The sequence below is a fragment of the Agarivorans sp. D1326 genome, assembly GCF_056958115.1.
In genome coordinates, this window is the sequence record NZ_JBTWEN010000005.1 from 120201 (window position 1) to 141428 (window position 21228).

Below are 21228 nucleotides of genomic sequence, written 5' to 3' on the forward strand. Positions count from 1 at the left end.
ACTGGCAGCCACTAGGACAAAACTGCAGCGAAATGTTTTATTTTCAGTAAGTTATTCTACAGCTTTAATCACTACTTTATCTCCGACTTGGATTGCATTTTTGGCAAACCAGCCTTGATTCATCTCCCATGCGTACATAACTTGAAAGCGCGATTTAGTTAGTTTGTCATCATTCGCCTGCATCTGAGTGATTTCGCTAATAGAGCCATCTTTGCGGATAAAAGCGACATCTAAAGGGATCAAAGTATTTTTCATCCACATTTGAGCTTGTTTGCTGCGCTGAAAATTAAACAACATGCCGCAATCGTTACACAAGTGCAGGCGATGCATTAAACCCAAGGCGCGTTGTTGGTCACTGTAGGCATATTCCACCGTGTAGTGCTGTTGATTGACCTCCACCGCTACCGCTGGAAATTCCTCACTTGGCGTTGCAGCCCCCACATTTTTTGTGACGAACAGTAAAACCAATAGGACATATTTATAAACGGATACATTCAAAGTTACAGGATTCCCAGATGACTAAAACGGCGCTAAGTAAAACCGTGTCAGATATACAACTCACTAAGCAAGCCATCACTTTACCTTGCTTAAACGCAAATCAACGAAAAAAAGTGCAATAATTTTAGCCAAATGAGCAATGAACAATCTGCTGCATATACAAGATTTATCACCACTCAAAACAAATAAAACAGAACATACAACCAATAAAAAAAGAAAGGACAGATTAAGAAACCTTAAATTGTTTATTAAACGTACCACAGGCAGAACAATTAGTAGCCAAAGTGGACTTGAATCACATTTTATCCTGTGATACTTGTTAGCCAATGCTTTAGGAAAGTTTTAAATATGTCTCTTTCAGTTGCTCTAATTATTAGCGTCGTCCTTGTGGTGATTATTCTATCACCTCGCGGGGATGCGTTGTTGTAACTGAAACAAGCACACAACATCAAACCCCCGCGCTGCAAAGCTCGGGGGTTTTTTGTTAACGGTGGAAAGGAAGTAGTAATGAATGGTGCGCAACAAATTGTAGCGACTCTGAAACAACAGGGCGTTGAACAAGTATTTGGTTATCCTGGCGGGGCAATTATGCCTTTATACGACGCTCTCTACGACGGTGGTGTAAAGCACATGCTTACTCGCCACGAGCAAGGTGCGGCAATGGCAGCGGTGGGTTATGCCCGCGCAGGAGCAACTTCGGGCATTAAAGTTGGTGTGTGTATCGCCACTTCTGGACCTGGCGCAACCAACCTCGTCACTGGCCTTGCCGAAGCGCAGCTAGACTCCATTCCACTTATCGCGATTACTGGGCAAGTAGCCCAGCCAGTAATCGGTACCGACGCCTTCCAAGAAGTAGACGTATTAGGTATGTCGTTATCGGTCACCAAACATAGCTTTATGGTGACCGACGTTAAAGAGCTTAAACGCACCATAGAACAAGCTTTTGAGATTGCCACCAGCGGCCGCCCAGGCCCAGTGCTTATAGATGTGCCTAAAGATGTGCAATTAGCCGAAGTTGAAGAAAGCCTCGCTTACTTGGCTGCTGCCAGCGCTCCTGTAGAACCCGCGGCAGAACTAATAAGCCAAGCCAAACAACTCATCGCTAGCGCCAAACAACCTATTGTATATGTGGGTGGCGGCGTAGGTATGGCCAATGCTGTGACTGAGTTACGTGAGTTTTTGAACTACAGCAAAATCCCAAGTGTGAGCACGCTAAAAGGGATTGGGGCGATCACCGAAGAACAACCTTACTACTTAGGCATGTTAGGTATGCACGGCACTAAAGCAGCCAACCTAAGTGTTCAAGAAACTGACCTATTAGTGGTGATTGGCGCGCGCTTTGATGACCGCGTTACCGGCAAGCTTGATGAATTTGCACCAAATGCCAAAGTGATTCACCTAGATGCTGATGCCAGCGAATTTGGTAAACGCCGCACCCCAGATGTTGCACTAGACAGCGACTTAAAGCTAACCCTACCTAAGCTGCATTGCCAAACCGAGATTGATATCTGGCAAGAAAAAGTGGCACAACGCAAACATGATTTTGCTTGGCGTTATGATCACCCAGGCGGGCATATTTTTGCGCCTGCTATGCTTAGTGACTTAAGCAAGATGGTGGATAAAAACACCGTGGTAGCTTGTGATGTTGGCCAACACCAAATGTGGGTAGCCCAACATATGCAGTTTGATGGCCCAGAGAATCATTTATCAAGTGCAGGCCTAGGCACTATGGGCTTTGGTTTACCCGCAGCCATTGGCGCGCAGTTTGCGCGCCCTAACGACACCGTTATTAACGTCTCTGGTGATGGTTCATTCATGATGAATGTACAAGAACTCACCACCATTAAACGCGCTAAGCTGCCGGTAAAAATGGTGTTAATCGACAATAACCGCTTAGGCATGGTTCGCCAGTGGCAAAATTTGTTTTTTGATGGCCGCTTTAGTGAAACGATTCTTGATGACAACCCCGACTTTGTAAAAATGGCCTCGGCTTTTGATATTCCCGGCGAAACCATTAGCAACAAAGTTGATGTACACGCAGCCTTGCAACGGATGCTAGATAGCAAAGGCCCTTACCTACTGCATGTATTAATTGATGCTGAAGAAAACGTATGGCCATTAGTGCCACCCGGTGTGGCCAACGACAAAATGATGGAGGACTGCTAATGCAACATTCACTAACCATTTCTACTCGCCAGCAAGCAGATGTACTAGAACGCGTATTACGAGTGACACGTCACCGCGGTTTTTTAGTACAATCTATGCAAATTGAGCAGTTCAATGACCAAGAGCAGTCTGGATACCGTATTGAACTTAGTGTGACGAGCGAGCGTCCAATAGAGCATCTTACTAATCAATTAGTGAAATTGTTTGACGTTGAGCAAGTGCAATTAACCCAATTACAAGCAGTGGCTTCGCCAAAAGCGGCCATTGCCTAAAACAAATAGCAAACACAGATTAACGGAGTAAACCGCAATGCCTAAACTGCGAAGTGCCACCACCACCGAAGGCCGTAATATGGCTGGAGCGCGCGCCCTTTGGCGAGCAACAGGAACCAAAGAAGAAGATTTTGGCAAGCCAATTATCGCAGTGGTGAACTCATTCACCCAATTTGTACCGGGCCACGTTCACCTAAAAGATCTTGGTCAATTGGTTGCACGCTCTATTGAAAACGCAGGCGGTGTTGCTAAAGAATTTAATACCATCGCTGTAGATGATGGTATTGCCATGGGCCACGGCGGCATGCTTTACAGCCTACCTTCACGCGACCTAATTGCAGACTCCGTTGAGTACATGGTAAACGCCCACTGTGCCGACGCCATGGTGTGTATTTCTAACTGTGACAAAATCACCCCGGGAATGCTGATGGCGTCGATGCGCTTAAACATTCCAGTTATCTTTGTTTCTGGCGGCCCAATGGAAGCCGGTAAAACCAAACTTAGCGACCAAATCATTAAGCTCGACTTAGTTGACGCCATGGTTATGGGCGCCGACAAAAACGTATCCGATGAAGACAGCGACAAAGTAGAACGTAGCGCCTGCCCAACCTGTGGTTCTTGTTCTGGTATGTTTACCGCAAACTCAATGAACTGTTTAACCGAAGCGCTAGGTTTAGCCCAGCCAGGTAATGGTTCAATGCTAGCGACTCACGCGGACCGTGAAAAACTGTTTGTAAATGCCGGTAAGCGCATTGTTGATTTGTGTAACCGTTACTACCAGCAAGATGACGAAAGTGTATTGCCGCGCTCAATCGCGACACACAAATCCTTTGAAAATGCGATGACCCTAGATATCGCCATGGGCGGTTCTACTAACACCGTATTACACCTTTTAGCAGCAGCCCAAGAAGCTGGCGTAGATTACAATATGGACCACATGGATGAGCTGTCTCGTAAGGTTCCTCAACTATGTAAAGTGGCGCCATCTACCAACAAATACCACATGGAAGATGTACACCGCGCAGGCGGCATCATGGGTATTTTGGGTGAATTAGACCGTGCAGGTTTACTAAACCGTAACGAACCGAATGTAATGGGCGAAACCTTGGCCGATACCTTAGCCAAGTGGGACATCATGCAAACCCAAGATCAGGCAGTAAAAGAATTTTACCGCGCTGGTCCTGCAGGTATTCGCACCACTAAAGCCTTTAGCCAAGATTGCCGCTGGGATGACCTAGACGACGATCGCGCCGAAGGTTGTATTCGCAGTTTAGAAAACGCCTTTAGTTTAGAAGGTGGCCTTGCTGTACTAAAAGGGAACCTAGCGCAAGACGGCTGTATTGTTAAAACTGCCGGCGTAGACGACGATAACCTAGTATTTAAAGGCCCTGCCCGTATTTTTGAAAGCCAAGACGACGCAGTTGCTGGCATTTTAGACGGCACCGTACAAGCTGGCGAAGTAGTATTAATTCGCTACGAAGGCCCTAAAGGCGGCCCAGGCATGCAAGAGATGCTTTACCCAACCTCTTACTTAAAATCGATGGGCTTAGGTAAGAAATGTGCCTTGATTACCGATGGCCGCTTCTCTGGCGGTACCTCTGGTTTATCCATTGGCCATATTTCACCAGAAGCTGCGAGCGGCGGTGTGGTTGGCTTAGTTGAGCAAGGCGATATTATTGATATCAACATTCCTCAGCGTAGCATTGTGTTAGAAGTGAGTGATGAAGAACTGGCTAAACGTCGCGCCGCTATGGAAGCCAAAGGCAGCGATGCTTGGAGCCCAATTGGTCGAGTACGTGAAGTAAGCACCTCGCTGAAAATGTACGCCCACTTCGCCACCAGCGCCGACAAAGGTGCGGTACGCGATAAAAGCAAGCTAGATTAAACCGCGCGTCTTGCTTGAATAAACAGCCCGGTTCGCCGGGCTTATTTTTTTATGTTGTCGCCAACATGTATAGGTAATTTATGATGCAACACTTGCCTAGTGCTAACGAATATCTTCGCCGTATATTGCTTTCGCCAGTCTACGAAATTGCCCAAGTTACCCCACTACAGGGTATGCCTAAGCTGTCGCAGCGCAGTGGCAATAATATTTTGCTGAAACGCGAGGACCGACAAAGTGTGCATTCGTTTAAATTACGCGGCGCCTACAACAAAATCGCCCAACTTAATCAACAGCAGCGTGAGCGCGGAGTGGTTGCAGCATCGGCTGGCAATCACGCGCAAGGCGTGGCTATGTCGGCACAGCGACTTAACATTGCCGCGGTGATCGTAATGCCAACCACCACTCCCGATATTAAAGTGGACTCGGTACGCGCCATGGGCGCTGATGTACGTTTGGTGGGCGATAGCTTTGATGAAGCCTACCAATACTGCAAACAACTGGTTGAAGAACATGGTTACACATTGATCCCTCCTTTCGATGATGTAGACGTGATTGCCGGCCAAGGCACCATTGGCAAAGAGCTGCTTGAACAAGACATGCACCTAAACGCGGTATTTGTGCCGGTAGGTGGCGGCGGTATTGCCGCTGGGGTGGCGGTATACATTAAACAGCTGATGCCTCATGTGAAAGTGATAGGCGTAGAAGCCGAAGATTCAGCTTGTTTAAAAGCCGCCTTAGCTGCTGGTAAACCCACTCCCTTAGAACGGGTTGGACTATTTGCCGACGGCGTAGCGGTTAAATTGATTGGCAGCGAAACCTTTCGCCTTTGCCAGCAATACCTCGACGATGTAATTACCGTAAACTCCGATGAAATATGCGCAGCAGTAAAAGACATTTTTGAAGATACCCGCGCCATTTCTGAGCCCTCTGGTGCACTAGCTCTGGCTGGCTTAAAAGCCTATGCCCAACAGCACAAACTAGAAGGTGAGCGCTTAGCTGCAGTGTTATCTGGCGCTAACATGAACTTTCATAACCTGCGTTATGTGTCTGAGCGCACCGAGCTTGGTGAGAAAAAAGAAGCGGTATTAGCGGTACGCATTCCAGAGTGCCAAGGCGCTTATTTAGAGTTTGTTGAACACTTGGGCGGGCGAGTCATCACCGAGTTCAACTATCGTTATGCCAGCGAGCAACAAGCCAGCATATTTGTTGGCATTAAGGTGAGCAATAGCGATAAGGAGCTACCAGCGCTGTTAGATAAGCTTGATAGCAGCGGTTATCAAGTGGCCAACTTAAGTGACGACGAGCTTGCTAAGCAACACGTGCGTTATATGGTAGGCGGGCGGCCTGGCACCCAGCTCAATGAAAAGCTCTACAGTTTTGAGTTCCCAGAACAACCTGGCGCACTGCTTAAGTTTTTGCGCACCCTTGGCCCCCATTGGAATATAACCTTGTTTCATTACCGCAACCACGGTTCGGCCTATGGCCGGGTATTAGCCGGGTTTGAATTACAAGAAAGCGACCAACAAGCCTTTGGTAAACACTTAGAGCAGTTAGGCTTTGATTATCGTGACGAAAGCGATAACACCGCTTATCAGTTCTTCTTGGCGCATGACTGAGCATAGACTGAATAGCTCATTAATTTCTAAATATTGAACTAAGTTGTCCAGCCATAAGCATTACTACAGCAAGTTTGCTAAAAACTTTGTTTTTCAGCAAACCACTGGAGACTCTAGTTTATGGCTAAATCATTTACTGCAATCGCCGCACTTATCACGCTTGCGAGTTTTAACCTTTCTGCCGACACGCTCACGTTAAACAATGGCAGCATCTTAGAAGGCACACTGTTGCAGCGAAATAGCCAAGAGCTTCAGTTTGAAGTGGCTGGCAATACCATGACCTTTAACACCGCCGATGTGAAAGATCTGCAGCTTTCGTTTGCCAATACTCATACTGACATTAAAACCGACACCAACTCAGCCAAAACCACTCAGGCTGTAAGCAGCATTCCTGCAGGTACCCCGCTGATGATCAGCTTAGACAGCGCAATTAGCACTCGTGAACATGCCTCTGGCCATCGCTTTAGCGCAAGCTTAGAAAGCGACTTAGCAATTAACGGCCAGCTTATCGCCAAAGCAGGTAGCCCCGTTTACGGCAAAGTATTGCAGAGTGAACAAGCGGGTCGTTTGGCCGGAAAATCTAGCCTAACAATTGCCTTAACCGACATCACCGTTAATGGCCAACGTGTTGCCATTCAAACCAATGCTTTTAATGGCTTAGGTGATGCCCAAGGTAAAAACACCGTGAAAAAGGCCGCTGGCGGCGCAGCCATTGGTGGGCTAATTAATGGTAGTGATGGCGCCAAAGACGGCGCCAAAGTAGGGGCTGGTTTAGCCATCATTACTCGCGGCGGTGCGGTGCAAATTCCAGCCAATACCTTGCTAGAATTTCAAACCAGCGCACAGGTAAATATTTAAACCCTGAATAACTGGGTAGAAACGCTAATCTGCCCAGTTAAACTTGGTTTCATCAACGCCTTGTTGGGCTTCTTTTAGTCTCTCTTTGCGGGCTAGCTCTTCTTCTCGGGCGGCATCTATTTCTTGCATAATAGCTGCAATATCTGCCACGGTATCTTGTTCTACAAACTTGCCGCTAAGCTCGGTGTCGGCTGTCAGCTCACCTTTTTCAAACAAGCTCCACATCTCTTTGGCGTATTCAGTATTGGCCAAGGCTGGCGCGAATTGGCTGTAGTAGTCGCGCATGTTGTTAATGTCACGGGTCAGCATCCATTCAGCATTGTTGTTGGCGGCAGCATCTACCGCTTGGGGTAAGTCAATAATCACTGGGCCGTAGGCGTCCACCAACACATTAAACTCCGACAAATCGCCATGAATAAGCCCCACACATAACATCTTCACGATGTAAGAGATGACTAACTGATGATCTTCAAGCGCTTGCTCCTCACTCATCATCACGTCGTTTAAGCGCGGTGCCACATAGCCTTCATCATCGGTGACAAGCTCCATGAGTAATACGCCATCAAAACAACCATAGGGCTCTGGCACTCTCACCCCAGCAGCCGCGAGCTTATACAAGGCATCTACTTCGGCGCTTTGCCACACTTTTTCTTGTTGCTCACGACCAAAGCCCGAGCCTTTCTCCATCGCCCGGGCCCTGCGGCTATTGCGAACTTTACGCCCTTCGCGATACACCACCGCTTGCTTAAAGCTGCGCTGGCTAGCCTCTTTATATACTTTTGCACAGCGGATCTCATCGCCACAACGCACCACGTAAACAGACGCTTCCTTACCGCTCATTAGCTGGCTTTTCACTTCATCAACTAAGCCGTCATCAACTAAAGGCTGGATTCTTTTAGGCGTTTTCATTTATCTCATTTATTCAAAATCGATCGTTTATATAGGCATATTTGCCAAGCTACTTAGCAAAACATAAATCAAACTCTATGTTACGAAGAGGCTAGCCATTGCTTCTGTTGTACTGGCGAATGATAAGACCACGCAACAAAGCGACTCACCTTATTGCCTTGCCCCATTTTAATGGTTTCATATTGGCTCACTTTTGCTTGTTTAAGCGCTTGGTATATCGCCCTCAAGTTTGCCTCTTTCGATACTAAGCTGGTAAACCACAACACTTGTTGTGAAAACTGCTCGCTCTCTGCCACCATGTTTTTAATAAAACTCAACTCTCCACCGGGGCACCACAATTCATTGCTTTGACCACCAAAGTTTAGCTTTGATTTGTTTTTAGCATTAGCCTTTAGATTGGTTTGTTTTCTTTGGCTGCCCTTTTGGGCATCTGCAGCCGAGCGGTGAAACGGCGGGTTACACATGCTAAGCTCAAAACGCTCGTTCGCTTGTACAATACCTTTAAATATCGTTTTTTTGTTGCCTTGTAAACGCAGCGTGATATTTGCTTGTAAATGCGGATTAGCCGCTAGAATACGCTCTGCTGATTGTAAAGATGCTGCTTCGATGTCACTGCCCACAAATGACCAAGCGTATTCGCTAACCCCAACCAAAGGGTAAACACAATTCGCTCCCACTCCTACATCAATACAACGCACTGGGCTGTTTTTAGATAGGCTGCCACCTAAAGAATTAGCCAATAAATCGGCCAAGTAATGAATGTAATCGACACGACCCGGAATGGGCGGACACAAGTTGTGTTTTGGAATTTCCCAGCCTTTCACCCCATAAAAATGCTTTAACAGTGCCTTGTTTAAACAGCGCACCGCTTCTGGGTCAAAAAAATCTACCGAAGCATCTCCATATTGGTTTTGGGCCACAAAGCGTTTTAACTCGGGACATGACGCAATAAGCGCCGGGAAATCGTAACGCTGTCGGTGTTTGTTACGCGGGTGAAGTTGGCTTTTCTCTCCCGGAGAGGTCGTTTTTTTTGCGCGCATTCGCTTGTTGTAACCAATAAGTTCTAGACAAATAGCATTATAAAGCGAAGTGGGGCTAAAGGCTGCATCTCATTGAATAAAGCATTATTGATAAAAGTGTGACTTAAATAAGTGATATATAAATCAATATAATAGAAAATATCATAATCAATTAGTACTTAATTGATTATTTATAAAGCTGTGCAAAGAAGGTGGCAATAATCAGATCACCACGGCTATAGTCGCGCTGCATAAGCTTTGCGTTAAGCAAGTTACAAGGAAAGTAAAATGAACAAACACTTGATAAGCAGTGCGCTGTCGCTTGCAATTTTGGCGAGCTTAAATGGCTGTGACTCTAGCTCAGAAGCAATAACCCCTAAAGAAATCCCCGTTGGAGAAGCCAAAGCTGAAAGCCTTTTGGACATGAGCTCGGTGGCTGTGGACGATCAACCAGCATTAGCCGCAGACTGGTATAAAGGCGCAGTTTTTATGGAGATATTTGTACGCAGTTACAAAGACTCCGATGGCGATGGGATTGGAGACTTTAAAGGTCTTACCTCCCAACTGGATTACATTGCAGACTTAGGCGTTGAAGGCATTTGGTTAATGCCCTTTAGCGAAAGCTCTGATAAAGATCACGGTTACGAAGTAGTCGATTACCGTAGCATCGAGAGCGACTACGGGACCCGACAAGACTTTGATGAGTTTTTAGCACAAGCCCATGCCCGAGGCATTGGTGTAATTGCCGACTACCTCATCAATCACAGTTCAGGCGATAACCCAGTATTTATCGATTCAGATAACAATGCTGGCGGGAAACGTGATTGGTATATGTGGGAGTCAAGTAACCCTGGCTGGACCAACTGGTCAGGAGATCTTTCTTGGCACCAAGGTACATACGGATACTACTACGGTATCTTCCAATCCAATATGCCTGACTACAACTTTGGAAACCAAGAAGTTGTCGACTTCCACTACAACAACTTACGTTACTGGCTAAATGCCGGCATGGACGGTTTTCGCTTCGATGCCATGACTCACTTAGTTGAAAATGGACCGAATCAGTGGTCTGGACAACCAGAGAATGCCGCCATTATGTATGGCATTCAGCAATTGGTAATGGAAGATTACAGCAATCGTTTTATGATTTGCGAAGATTCAAGTGACTCTTTAGTTGCCGCTCAATCAGACTTTTGCGGCTCAGCGTTCTCGTTTTATTTAAACAGGGACATCATGCAAAGCGTGAATAGTGGCTCTACCGTTGATACAGGTGTCGTAGGTTGGCTACAACAAAGTCGGCTTAGTAGCATGGGACTGCTATTGGCAAACCATGACTACTTCGCTGGTACACGAGTATTTGAGCAGTTTGCCGGAAACGAGGCTAAATACCGCTTAGCTGCTGCTACCTTGCTTACTCTACCGGGACAACCTTTTGTTTATTACGGGGAAGAAGTGGGCATGGGCCACACCGCCAATAGTGGTGGTGACTACTTACTGCGAGCACCAATGAGTTGGACTGCAGAAGGCGGGTTTACCACCGGTACGCCTTACCGCGCGCATGCCCACAATACAGCGGCTTATAATGCTGCTAACCAAATGGCAGATAGCAATTCCATCTACCACCATTACAAAACATTAATTCAGTTACGTAAAAACACTCCAGCTTTACGCGAGGGAGATATAGAAGTGCTGCTTGATGGTGAAGTACTGGCTTATAGTCGAAGCCTAGCGGATTCAAATGTATTAGTGGTGCTTAACTACAGTGATAGTGCGCAAACGCCGGTTATCCCAGTTGGACAAGCCTCAACACTGTTAAGCCCATTGGCAAACTTTGGTAGTAACGCTGTGAGCACAACCTCATCTGGCCAACTCAACCTAAGCCTTGCGGCTCAAGAAATTCGTATTTACCAATACTAAAACCAATAAGGGCCTGACAGTTACAGACTGACAGGCCCTTATTATCTTTTTAGCGCCACCAATTACTCATTAAACTCAAGCAACCATTCGCCACCTTGGCGAACATCTACTTGCTGAGCGGGCAATAGAAAACCACTTGCGGTTTGCTTGCCTAACTCAATAGCCTGACCATTAAAATAAGCGGCCTTTATTGTTTTGCTTTTAACTAGGTTAGCTAACTCTAGCTGATAAGACTTTACACTTGGAGCATCTTGATACTGCCCTTTGGCTGGGTGAATGCGTACTCGTAAGCTATCAGTAAGTTCAGCACTAAACTGAGTTTCCTGAATTGCTTGCTGTTGATAAGCGATAGTTAAACCGTCATCTTCAATTAACTGGCCTTTGGCTTGACCACTATCATCCAGCACCACCAGCAAATCTAGCGTTGCTTCATCCTCAACTTGTCGCGGCACTATATGGCCCGCTTTAACAAACAATGGTAAGCGGTATATTTCATCAATATATAAAGGCTGTTGTAGTTGTTCACCGCTACTGTTAAGCATTTGCTTGGTGCGGTAATCAAACCATTGTCCTTTGGGTAGATAAACCGAGCTTTGTTTAGCCTTATCCGCAGCTTCCAAGGCTACCAATAGTGCATCCCCAACCAACTTCATCGAACCATTAGTTCTTGCTTGCGGGTCTTCTTGATAAGCATAAACTAAAGGGGCAACAACGGCTTTTCCTTCGCGCCACGCTCTATGTGCAAGGGTGTAATAGTATGGATTTAAGGCATAACGCTGTTTAACGTTGAACAAGTTGCTAGCGGTATCGCCAATTCTATCTGGCGCGGTTTCTTTGCAGTTACACAGGTTTTGGGTATGCGGCCTTACCGGTAAATCAGTGAATAACGCCGCGGCAAACCATTGAGTATATTGCTCATCCCAAGGGGTGCCATGAAAGCCGCCAATGTCTGAACCAAAATAATCAATGCCCGACAAACTCATGTGCATTTGCGCATTAAAGTGGCTACGTAAGTTAGCTAAATTAACCCCTATATCGCCCGACCACATCGCTACGCCATAGGCTTGGCTGCCAGCTGTACCAGAGCGGCTCATGATGAACGGGCGCTGCTGGCGCTGATTGCGTTGATAACCTTGATAAATACTGCGACTCCACAATAGGTTATACAAATTATGTACACTTTGATGGTCATGTTTTAGTTCGCCATCAATATTCACCCCAGCATACCAAGCTTTACGGTAATAGAGCTCGGGCTCACCTAAATCGGTCCAATGGGCAATCACGCCGTCATCAATTAGTGCTTCACGGCGATAGTCATGCCAAAAGGCTGCACCTTTCTCACTGGAGAAATCCAGCATGCCGCCCTTACCCCACCATGGATTATCTTTTATATAAGCGGGCTCCATGCAAGGCGGCGCGCAACTGCGGGCTAATGCGCCTGCGTGAGCCAGTGAATAGTACTCATTAAGTTCACCACCAATATAAGGCTCTTCAATAGCCATTACACCAATACCGCGCTGCTTTAACTCAGCTATTTTTTGCTGATGATTGGGAAAGTTTTTTTCGTCCCAAGTAAGTGAGCCCATTTGAGTATGTTTAGAGTTTTCTTTAATTCCGCCAAACCACTGCAGATCGAGCACTACACCCGAAAGCGGAAATTGTGCTTTATGTAAGCTAGCGAGTTTACTGTCTAGTTCTTGCCAATTATCAAAACCGTATTCCGACAACCACAAGCCAAACATAGCTTTTGGCGGAACCGGCGGCTTGCCGGTCAACGCTAAGTAACGAGAGCGTAAATCAGCTAGGTTTTCACCGGCGATCAGGATGATTCGCGCTCGCTTACCCTTGCCTTGGATAGAATATGGCGCTTTTGTGAAATCAAATACCAAGGGCTGAACGTGATCAAAAAACAAGGCTAAGTTTTGTTTGCCCTCGCCCAATAAATACATAATCGGAATTTGGGTATTGCCTACCGCACCCTCACCTTGATACACCATAGCATTGCCCATGCGGTTGCCCGGAATACGCTTGCGCCCTATCCAATCGCCGTCGGCATTACCTTGAGTATTGTGCTGCTGACCAAGGCCGTAAATCTGTTGAATACCACCTTCACTTAAGCTTAACTTCCAGCGACCACTCTTTAGCGACTCGATACATAAATGACTAAGTATTTGTTTAGAATGCGCAGCGTCACTTAAAGATAAACAGCGACCGTTTTGCTCAGGAGAGATTTTGTACCAAGGGCTGGAAGCGGGATCGACAATAGCTGATAAAGTCTGGGTATCGATTTTCGAAGCCGCTAACATTAAGCTTGGCTCAAACTGGCTAAGTGTGGCATCGCCAACCGAGAGAATAACAGTGTGCTCATCTAACACTTTACTTTGCCAAACTGCCTCTGCAGCCTGAGAAATAGCACTAGTTATCGACAACACAAAAGCAGCAGCTAGTTTCGCCGAAAGGTGTAAGCCCGTCTTCATATTTGTTCCTTCAATAAAGGCCTAATAACTAGCAAACCTTACCAGTAAACAAATTCATTAATAACTAAATTAATCAGCATCTTGTAAAAATGTGACTTAGCAAATTAAGGACTTTAATTACCATCAAAAACAGCCTTGAAACCTTCGTCACTGACGCCTTCGGCAAGCCAAAACAATTCACACCAAACAGCATAATATTTTAACAGCGAAAAACTAGCAGAGCAAATACTCTGCAATTTTACATAGCTACCATCTTTTATAGAGCTTGTTGATAAAAATATAGTTTTACTTTAAGAGCTAAATAAAACACATTCCCCTCTCAAAATAACAGCAATAGCTGTCATAAAAATGTAAAGGATTGAAAGCATTATGAACAAATTCGCAGTACTAGGCAGCACAGCCTTAGTATCGTTAGTGTTAAGCGCTTGCGGTGGAAGTGAAAGCGGCAATGAAACCCCACCAAGTACAGACCCAGTAAGCGGCACTTTTATTGACGCCGCCGTAGAAGGATTATTCTATAAAGCGGCGCCCAGTGGATTAAGTGGCTACACCAACGCTGAAGGTACCTTTGAGGTTAAACCCGACGATGTAGTGTCGTTTTACTTGGGCGGCGAGAACGGCATGTTCATCGGTAACAGCTCTTATCGTAGCGTTGTTTCTCCCTTTGAAGTAACCGCCGATACTGGTTCTGCAATGAACTTAGCGCGAATACTGCAATCATTAGATGATGCGAGTACTGGCAGCATTGTTATTCCAGAAGATATTGCAAAGCCAGCAGCCGACAGCAATACCTTAATTGCGCTCAAGCAAGTGAAGCTAAACAACCTAGATTCTGCAGATGCGTTGCTAGAAGAAGTAAGCGCTAGCGAGTGGGTATCAGAACAAGAAGCAGCAGCGCATTTAAGCGAGTCACTAGATGGCATTGAGCGCGGCGACAGTGACGTGATTGATGCGTTTAGTAAGGGCAGTGGCGAGTACTTACGTTTATCTGAAGTAGTTATGACCGGCCAGTACGGCAATAACTCAATGGTATTTCAGAATGTTCACATGGATAGAACAATTCCTGATGAGGCATTCAAAAATGCGAGCTTTGGTATAAGCTCTGAAGTACTGCATCTAGCCGAAGACTCTTTGGTGCTTAAAGCAGGCTCTTCTGATCAACGTTATAGCTCGCAGTGGGCGAAAGAGTTCATTGCCTGTGAGTTAAACGGCGGTGAATTCACCGTGAACAACAATACTCCAGAGTGTTTTAATGCTGATTCAAACACATACTCTGCCGAAGACTTTGCGATTGAACCGGGTTTCCAATTAGTGGTTAAAGATCCAAGCCAAGTTAACCCCGAAGATGAAACTATAGATTACGCAGAAGTGGCTAATTTTGGTGGCTTATTTGCCTGTATGAACGAACAAGACTGTAGCCAAGCAAACTTAAGCACTTTAGGCGAAAGCGAATTTGAAGACGATGGTGAGCTTAAACAACAAACCTATAGCACCAGCTACGACACTGCGACAGGGATTTACACAGATCAAACCATTGAAGTGACCCTTGACAGTACAGGTAATCAACTAAGAAAAAGCACATCTACCTCATACAGCTACTTGGTTAATCCAAACGTAGACAATGGCGAGCGCTATATCGATTTTAGTGGTACTTGGTTAGCCGAAACCAACATCGCAGGCTGTAGCTTAACCGGTCAAGTTAACTACCAGTTTGGTGAAAGTGAGATTCATGTTGTAGGTAAAGAGTTACATACTCAACAAGGTGGCGAATGTACATTGGAAGATATGGATGAAACCGTGTCTTACGCAGAGCTAGCTAACATGGCATTTTGGTGGTTTGGCGTTAATGAGGGTCAACAAACCAAAGCAACTCTTGCTCAACTAAACTCTTCTGTTCGCTGGTGTGATGACGACGAAATCATTGAAGGACAATTATGCCAAAACCCTAAAATTGAGCAGTGGACGTATGTTGCCGCTGGCAAAAACTGGGACCAAGGTGTATTAACATCTAGCGCATTTGTGCAAGGCCAAAAAAGCTTCATCACAACATTTCGAAAAACTAATTAGATAGTTTTATCCAAAAGGCGCTTTAGAGCGCCTTTTTCTTACCATCTAAATTATTGATTTAATTGCCCCTTCAAGCGCTGCACGACTTCTGCAGGTACCACCGCTTGTAACTGCAAAATACATAGCTGTGCCTTTCTATCTTTATGCCTTACCTTCATTTCGCACAAGGCAAATAAATGCTGCGGATTACGTCCGGTATCGTAGGCTTTGTTTAATACTTGCTGCGCTTTGACCAAATCAAAAGCTTCTAAGGATAAGCCGTAAACATACCAATAATGAGCATTACTTGGCTCTAGCTCTGTGGCTTGTGCAAAATAGCTCACCGCTAGCTGCGCCTTTTTTTGCCTCAATAAGCTTAAACCGCTGCTATAGGTGATCGCAGCACTGGCAGGCTGAGCCAAACGCCCTTGCTTGAGTACATTGAATGCGGCCGTTTCATTGCCTAAATGGCGATATAAATCGGCTAAATTAACGTAGCTGTTGGCAAAATAAGGCTCTATTTTAATTGCTTGTAAATAGCTAGCTTCCGCCTCATTAAACTCGCCAGTAGCAAGGTAAACACCGGCTAGATTGTTCAGTGCAAATGCACGGTCGGCATTGAGTAATTGAATCTCTTGGTATTCCTTAAGTGCTGGCTTTAATTGCTGTTGCTGCTGCTTAGTTAAACTTGCCCAGCCTTTCACCAAGCTGGCAGCAGTTTCACTTCTTACTGCTAGGGTTGAGTCATCCAGTAGAGGAGACAATAAGCGCCAGCGTTCTGCAATCGGGTAATGCCGAGCACTACTTACTGCCCCTAAACGAATCAGCTCTTGCTCCCCGCTAACAGCTTTTGCAGTGGCAATCACACTATTACGGCCAGGAAACTGCGCCAGTCGCTCTAGAGCAGAGGCGCGAATAATGCTGCTTTCTAAGGGGTTTTGCGCCACGTAAGCCAAGGTTTGTTCGGCAGAGGGTAAACCTTGGTCTGCAGCAAAAAATGCTTCAGAGAAATGATTATTATCTAAATAGGTTGACTTAGGAAACCATTGCCGCAGCCATTGAAGCGCCCAATTATTGTCTTTATCTTGGTGGCAAGAAGTACACACATTTGGGGTGCCAATCGCCTGACTCAGATCGGGCCGCGGAACTTGCCAACTATGGTCTCGCCTTGGGTCTACCTGCATGTAAGTAGTGGCAGGCATATGACAAGAGCTGCACATTGCAGCTTCAATATCCGCTGGATGAAAACTATGTTTTTCGGGAGTATATTCAGCAGCTACATGACACTGCGCACACAGCGCAGGCTCTTCCATTTTCAATTGTCCAGAATGCACATTATGGCAATTGCTGCAGCTTACTCCAGCATGCTTCATTTTTGACTGCTGAAATGAGCCCCAAACATACACTTCATCGTATATCTGGCCATCATCATGATAGAGCTCGGCGCTTATCAAACTGGGCTGATAGCGGTCGAGCAAAGATCCCGCCACGTGGTCATTGATTTCGCTTATTTGCAAACGGCGGCTGTGGCACTGTGCACAGACTTTAAGTTGCTGGCTTTGTTGGTGGCTGGCAGCGCTCAAAGTAGATTCGCCAGCTTGGTAAGTCCATTCACTTACTGCCGCTTGGAGAGTACGAGAAAAGCCACTGTACTGGCCTAAGCTGGCTAGTGCAGCTTGCTTATTTTCACTTTGAGTCCATTTGATATGGTCGCTGGCAGGGCCGTGACAGGCTTCGCAGCCAACGTTGATTTCAAACCAAGTGGTGTTGTAGGTATTACTGCTACTGTCGTAGCCCTTTTGCAGACTAGTTGAATGACAGTCTGCACACATATAGTTCCAGTTCTGTCCGGCATTGGTCCAATAAAATTCATCTGTTTTTTGTTGATTAGGATATAGATGAAACCAGCGCTGGCCACCTTGTTGCTCGCTTCTAGAGTCCCAGGCAAAGGGAATGAGTTGCACTCGTCCATCGGCAAATTCCACCATGTATTGTTGCAGCGGTTCAAAGCCAAAGGTGTAAGTTATTTGGTAATCGGAAAATTCACCGTTAGATCCCTCAATATTGACCCAATATTCAGAACCTTTACGGAAGAAGCGGTTGGTTTCACCTGCAAACTCTAGGCTGGCATTAGCGAAGTCGCCTAGTATCGATTGCTCATCGGCATGGCGCATTGCCATGTCATGATGAGAGCCCTGCCATTGTTGATATTGCGTTTGATGACACTCTATACAGTTATTGGTTCCGACATATTCAGCCGCCGATATACATAAGCTTACACCTAGCCAAACAAATACAAGCCCAAACAACCCCTGCCTCATGCCTACCCTTCTCCAAAACTATGGATTATCCAGTCATTAAACTTTGCTAGTACCAAGCTAAAATTACTTATCAAATCAAATATCTAGCAAGGTATAACTAAAAGTGTAGCAAGTCTTGAACAAATGACGTCACAGAGAAGGGCTAAACCACAAATAACTTAAAGAAGCTTAAGGCTAGGGCCTGTTGATCTTTGGTGTTGAAATTTTATTCAAGATAAGCGGGCTTTAATCGCGGCGAACACTTTGAAACCTAGTGGGCTAAGTGAAAAGTGTTCAACGAAGAGTAAAGTTCGCTTATCTGAACCCTTCGGGCAGCATTTCTTAGCCATTTATTCAGCGTTAGCGAGTGATTATTAAGCCCACTTAACTTCACACTCACTGCCTTGCCTAAATGGCTAATAAATTGCTGTAAAAACCTTCAGCAAAGATCAACAGGCCCTAGATAGACGCCAAGCTTATGCTCATAAACTTACTGTAAGGATCAAGTTGGTAGTTGGCAAAAGGGCCGCAAAACTCAAAACCAAAAGACTGGTAAAGAGCCCACGCTGGAGCAAACGCGGCCATAGAGCCAGTTTCTAAACTCAGTTGCTGATAACCACTTTCTTGGGCGTCTTTGAGAATATGTTTTAGTAACCCAGCAGCCACGCCTTTACGCAAATGTTTACTAGCAGTGCGCATAGATTTTAACTCTGCATGCTTGGCGTCAAGGTGCTTTAGGGCGCCACACCCTGCTAGCTCATCTCCCAACCAAGCACACCAAAACTTCACGCCCTCGGCCTGCAAACCGCTCACATCCAATGCATGAACACTCTCTATTGGAGAGTGGCGCAACATGTCTTGGTGGTGCTCTTCTAGCAATGCAATGACTTGCTCGCCTGTTACATCGTTTAAGCGTATATCCACTGACTATTTCCTAATAACTCAACAAGCCATTAGCATTGAATATATAGGCTTAAAATTCAATCCAATTAACAGTAAGGCGCTGCTGTTTAGCGTTCCATATAAAGGTTTGGATCTGAAATTTGGTTAAACCCAAAACCACGATACAACTCATGAGCATCTTTAGTTGCGAGTTTGAATCGGCGTACATTCTGCAATTTAGGGTGAGCCATAATCCGGTGCATCATGGCTTTGGCTAAGCCTTTACCTCTATGCTCCTCCAATACAAAGATGTCGGCTAAATAAGCAACGGTTGAATAGTCAGAGACAACTCTGGCAAAAGCTACTTGCTGCTGTTTAAGGTCAAAAGCAGCAAAACACATGGAATTATCAATCGACGTTTTAACCGCTCCTTTAGAAATCCCCTTCGCCCAGTAGGAACTCACCAACACTTCATGAATAAGTGCTAAATCGAGCTGTTCTTTATTGGTACCAACATAGTATCCCTGTTGCATGCTCAGCCTTCCCTCATTAACCCACCCCACATTGATTGGCGTAAATTTAGTCAGCAATAAGTCAAGCCTCAAGCCCCTCAGGGTAACGTTTGGTAACTTTGCCATCGGCATTTGTAACAATTTGGTAACATTCATTCTAAACACTTACAACGTAAGGCTTTAGGGCATGTAAGAGAAAGATAAGCAAGATCGACCAGATACTCACTTATGCTAAAAATGTGATTTAGATTTGTACCCTGCTGCCGTTTAACATCGGTTTAATGCAACTAACTTCGATAGCTTAAAGGCTGTAGTAAGGAACAAAAACGCTGCAGAAAGCAGCGTAAAGTAGATATTGAAGGCAAGTCGCGGCAACAGGCGACTTCAACATAAGATTTGTTAGCTTTGAGGAAGCAAATAGAAGTTTGGCTGCCAGCGCTCCATATGTATTTCTGGGTGGGCTAACTCGGTAAAGCCAAACTGCTGATAAAGGCCATGTGCGTCTTGGGTCGCTAACTTAAAGCGGCGAATCCCCTGTAGCCTAGGATGGGCCATAATGCGATGCATTAGTGCCTTAGCCAAACCCTTACCCTGGTGTTCTTCTAGGACAAAAATATCGGCTAAATAGGCGAAGGTGCTGTAATCGCTAATCACCCGAGCAAAACCAACTTGCTGTTTTTGATAGTTATAAACAGCAAAACACAATGAATTATCGATGGATAGCTCAACCGTAGCGCGAGGGATACCTTTAGCCCAGTAAGACTTAGTTAATACACTATGAATCAGCGAGATATCTAACTCTGCTTGGTTAGTACTTATAAAATAATCTGGATGCATTGACGAATGTCCCCCTGATTGTTCTTGCGCGCCTTTATCTCAAATAATCTACCGATTGTATTACGCTAACACAAGGTTTTAAGGCGTATTTCTTGCGCTTTACGAAATAATCATTAGTCAATTACTAAATCACTCATAATTTTTTGAAGTGACTGTTTTAAAAGCTAAATCCTGCAGGGTATTGATGATAGCCATCAAAATTCTGCTTACTTAAAGGCATGCCGTGCTGACGTAAAATCGCATAGCTCATCGTGTAGTGAAAAAAGAAATTTGACAGCATATATTGTTGCAGGTATTCACTTGGGCTTAGCGATAATTTAGCAAACCCAGCCTGAGTAGAAATATTTCTCGGGGTACTTTGCTCAAATTGTTCAGCTTTTAACTGCTGCAAACACCTTACACTGCTGTGCAATTGCTGCTGCAAACTCTGATAAGAAATAAGCTCTGGGCTAAAGTTTTCGATATCTTGGCCCGCTAAAGGTAAGCAACAACGCAGACTAAAACCAATGGCGGTGCTAATTTGTTGCCCCAATGGAAACATGTCATCGGCAAGTTTGGCGGCCAATAATTGTGCTTCGCTTAGGCCCTGTTCCTCGGCAAATAACTGCATATCACTAAGTAATTCATCGAGCTGATTTAAATAGTGCAAAAACAGTGGTACCGATAATTGATAAAGCTTATTGGATTTGGGATCTGTCATGCTGTTCGTCCTTAAACTAAGCCTATGTTATAACGGGTTTAGAAATGATTAATCAAGGTGAAACTCGCATTGTTGGTTTGGAATAAGGTGAAAAACGCACTAACAAGCCTCACTGTAGAGCAGCAGCGAGTATGGATTATTTCGCGTCACGATAGCTTAAGCCATCAAGATATTTATCCACTCAGTGAATCAGACTTAGTGGGGAAAAACTGGCAACAACGTGGCTTTTCCGAACATCACGCAAACCAGATAGAAAGACTAAAACGCGGTGCTTTAATAGAAGTGCCTCAGCATACTCATTTAGTAACGATCACCCGAGTTAAATAGTCGCGCT

Annotated in this window: 17 protein-coding genes; 8 read left to right on the forward strand and 9 right to left on the reverse strand. The window is 45.4% G+C overall.

The window, feature by feature from the left end; genetic code table 11:
- Positions 1 to 51: 51 nt before the first annotated feature.
- Positions 52 to 498, reverse strand: a complete 447-nt coding sequence (locus ACYFDN_RS11395) for a DUF192 domain-containing protein (protein WP_483511187.1) — start codon at positions 496 to 498, stop codon at positions 52 to 54.
- A gap of 507 nt (positions 499 to 1005) precedes the next feature.
- Between ACYFDN_RS11395 and ilvG the strand changes: the two genes are divergently transcribed.
- The 5 genes from ilvG (at position 1006) to ACYFDN_RS11420 (ending at position 7295) form a co-directional block, all read left to right on the forward strand.
- Complete coding sequence (gene ilvG / locus ACYFDN_RS11400; RefSeq protein WP_483511189.1) at positions 1006 to 2664, forward strand: acetolactate synthase 2 catalytic subunit; 1659 nt, start codon at positions 1006 to 1008, stop codon at positions 2662 to 2664.
- Positions 2664 to 2936: an acetolactate synthase 2 small subunit gene (gene ilvM, locus ACYFDN_RS11405; RefSeq protein ID WP_016402316.1), complete on the forward strand. Its 273-nt coding sequence runs from the start codon at positions 2664 to 2666 to the stop codon at positions 2934 to 2936. The genes ilvG and ilvM overlap by 1 nt, the downstream gene beginning before the upstream one ends.
- Before the next feature lie 37 nt (positions 2937 to 2973).
- On the forward strand, positions 2974 to 4821 hold the full coding sequence (ilvD, locus tag ACYFDN_RS11410; RefSeq protein ID WP_483511191.1) for a dihydroxy-acid dehydratase: 1848 nt from the start codon (positions 2974 to 2976) through the stop codon (positions 4819 to 4821).
- Between the two features lie 80 nt (positions 4822 to 4901).
- Complete coding sequence (gene ilvA / locus ACYFDN_RS11415) at positions 4902 to 6437, forward strand: threonine ammonia-lyase, biosynthetic (RefSeq protein WP_483511192.1); 1536 nt, start codon at positions 4902 to 4904, stop codon at positions 6435 to 6437.
- 120 nt (positions 6438 to 6557) lie between these two features.
- A complete protein-coding gene (locus ACYFDN_RS11420) occupies positions 6558 to 7295 on the forward strand; it encodes a hypothetical protein (RefSeq protein ID WP_483511194.1) in 738 nt (245 codons plus the stop codon).
- Positions 7296 to 7319: 24 nt separating this feature from the next.
- On the opposite strand, the gene ACYFDN_RS11425 is transcribed toward ACYFDN_RS11420, so the two are convergent.
- Together ACYFDN_RS11425 and rlmF are read right to left on the reverse strand one after the other, a co-directional pair.
- Complete coding sequence (locus tag ACYFDN_RS11425) at positions 7320 to 8204, reverse strand: PA4780 family RIO1-like protein kinase (protein ID WP_016402320.1); 885 nt, start codon at positions 8202 to 8204, stop codon at positions 7320 to 7322.
- An 80-nt stretch (positions 8205 to 8284) separates the two neighbouring features.
- A complete protein-coding gene (gene rlmF / locus ACYFDN_RS11430) occupies positions 8285 to 9244 on the reverse strand; it encodes a 23S rRNA (adenine(1618)-N(6))-methyltransferase RlmF (RefSeq protein WP_483511195.1) in 960 nt (319 codons plus the stop codon).
- 267 nt (positions 9245 to 9511) lie between these two features.
- Between rlmF and ACYFDN_RS11435 the strand changes: the two genes are divergently transcribed.
- A complete protein-coding gene (locus ACYFDN_RS11435; RefSeq protein WP_483511196.1) occupies positions 9512 to 11140 on the forward strand; it encodes an alpha-amylase family glycosyl hydrolase in 1629 nt (542 codons plus the stop codon).
- Between the two features lie 62 nt (positions 11141 to 11202).
- Here the strand turns inward: ACYFDN_RS11435 and ACYFDN_RS11440 are convergent, their stop codons facing one another.
- Positions 11203 to 13617: a glycoside hydrolase family 31 protein gene (locus ACYFDN_RS11440; protein WP_483511197.1), complete on the reverse strand. Its 2415-nt coding sequence runs from the start codon at positions 13615 to 13617 to the stop codon at positions 11203 to 11205.
- 369 nt (positions 13618 to 13986) lie between these two features.
- Between ACYFDN_RS11440 and ACYFDN_RS11445 the strand changes: the two genes are divergently transcribed.
- On the forward strand, positions 13987 to 15684 hold the full coding sequence (locus tag ACYFDN_RS11445) for a hypothetical protein (protein ID WP_483511198.1): 1698 nt from the start codon (positions 13987 to 13989) through the stop codon (positions 15682 to 15684).
- Positions 15685 to 15734: 50 nt separating this feature from the next.
- On the opposite strand, the gene ACYFDN_RS11450 is transcribed toward ACYFDN_RS11445, so the two are convergent.
- From ACYFDN_RS11450 to ACYFDN_RS11470, 5 genes are all read right to left on the reverse strand, one after another.
- Positions 15735 to 17984 carry a multiheme c-type cytochrome gene (locus ACYFDN_RS11450; RefSeq protein ID WP_483511199.1) on the reverse strand — a complete coding sequence of 750 codons (2250 nt, stop codon included), beginning with the start codon at positions 17982 to 17984 and terminating at the stop codon, positions 15735 to 15737.
- A 438-nt stretch (positions 17985 to 18422) separates the two neighbouring features.
- Entirely contained in the window at positions 18423 to 18887 is a 465-nt protein-coding gene (locus ACYFDN_RS11455; protein WP_483511201.1) for a GNAT family N-acetyltransferase, read from the reverse strand.
- Between the two features lie 86 nt (positions 18888 to 18973).
- The gene (locus ACYFDN_RS11460; protein WP_220720076.1) at positions 18974 to 19378 is read right to left on the reverse strand and encodes a GNAT family N-acetyltransferase; all 405 of its coding nucleotides are present in this window, start codon (positions 19376 to 19378) and stop codon (positions 18974 to 18976) included.
- A 378-nt stretch (positions 19379 to 19756) separates the two neighbouring features.
- Complete coding sequence (locus ACYFDN_RS11465; protein ID WP_483511203.1) at positions 19757 to 20194, reverse strand: GNAT family N-acetyltransferase; 438 nt, start codon at positions 20192 to 20194, stop codon at positions 19757 to 19759.
- Positions 20195 to 20351: 157 nt separating this feature from the next.
- Positions 20352 to 20894 (reverse strand): DUF1993 family protein, encoded by a 543-nt coding sequence (locus ACYFDN_RS11470; protein ID WP_483511204.1) that lies wholly within the window; start codon positions 20892 to 20894, stop codon positions 20352 to 20354.
- Positions 20895 to 20981: 87 nt separating this feature from the next.
- Here ACYFDN_RS11470 and ACYFDN_RS11475 point away from each other — a divergent pair, with 87 nt between their 5' ends.
- Entirely contained in the window at positions 20982 to 21221 is a 240-nt protein-coding gene (locus ACYFDN_RS11475; RefSeq protein ID WP_483511206.1) for a hypothetical protein, read from the forward strand.
- Positions 21222 to 21228 lie beyond the last annotated feature (7 nt).

Excerpts from the sequence above, each read along its gene's own strand:
- ACYFDN_RS11440 (WP_483511197.1), bottom strand. The coding sequence starts at position 13,617 with ATGAAGACGGGCTTACACCTTTCGGCGAAACTAGCTGCTGCTTTTGTG.
- ACYFDN_RS11465 (WP_483511203.1), bottom strand. The coding sequence starts at position 20,194 with ATGCATCCAGATTATTTTATAAGTACTAACCAAGCAGAGTTAGATATC.
- ilvM (WP_016402316.1), top strand. The coding sequence starts at position 2,664 with ATGCAACATTCACTAACCATTTCTACTCGCCAGCAAGCAGATGTACTA.
- ilvG (WP_483511189.1), top strand. The coding sequence starts at position 1,006 with ATGAATGGTGCGCAACAAATTGTAGCGACTCTGAAACAACAGGGCGTT.
- ilvD (WP_483511191.1), top strand. The coding sequence starts at position 2,974 with ATGCCTAAACTGCGAAGTGCCACCACCACCGAAGGCCGTAATATGGCT.
- ACYFDN_RS11435 (WP_483511196.1), top strand. The coding sequence starts at position 9,512 with ATGAACAAACACTTGATAAGCAGTGCGCTGTCGCTTGCAATTTTGGCG.
- ACYFDN_RS11425 (WP_016402320.1), bottom strand. The coding sequence starts at position 8,204 with ATGAAAACGCCTAAAAGAATCCAGCCTTTAGTTGATGACGGCTTAGTT.
- ACYFDN_RS11470 (WP_483511204.1), bottom strand. The coding sequence starts at position 20,894 with ATGACAGATCCCAAATCCAATAAGCTTTATCAATTATCGGTACCACTG.
- ACYFDN_RS11445 (WP_483511198.1), top strand. The coding sequence starts at position 13,987 with ATGAACAAATTCGCAGTACTAGGCAGCACAGCCTTAGTATCGTTAGTG.
- ACYFDN_RS11420 (WP_483511194.1), top strand. The coding sequence starts at position 6,558 with ATGGCTAAATCATTTACTGCAATCGCCGCACTTATCACGCTTGCGAGT.
- ACYFDN_RS11460 (WP_220720076.1), bottom strand. The coding sequence starts at position 19,378 with ATGCAACAGGGATACTATGTTGGTACCAATAAAGAACAGCTCGATTTA.
- ilvA (WP_483511192.1), top strand. The coding sequence starts at position 4,902 with ATGATGCAACACTTGCCTAGTGCTAACGAATATCTTCGCCGTATATTG.
- ACYFDN_RS11450 (WP_483511199.1), bottom strand. The coding sequence starts at position 17,984 with ATGAGGCAGGGGTTGTTTGGGCTTGTATTTGTTTGGCTAGGTGTAAGC.
- rlmF (WP_483511195.1), bottom strand. The coding sequence starts at position 9,244 with ATGCGCGCAAAAAAAACGACCTCTCCGGGAGAGAAAAGCCAACTTCAC.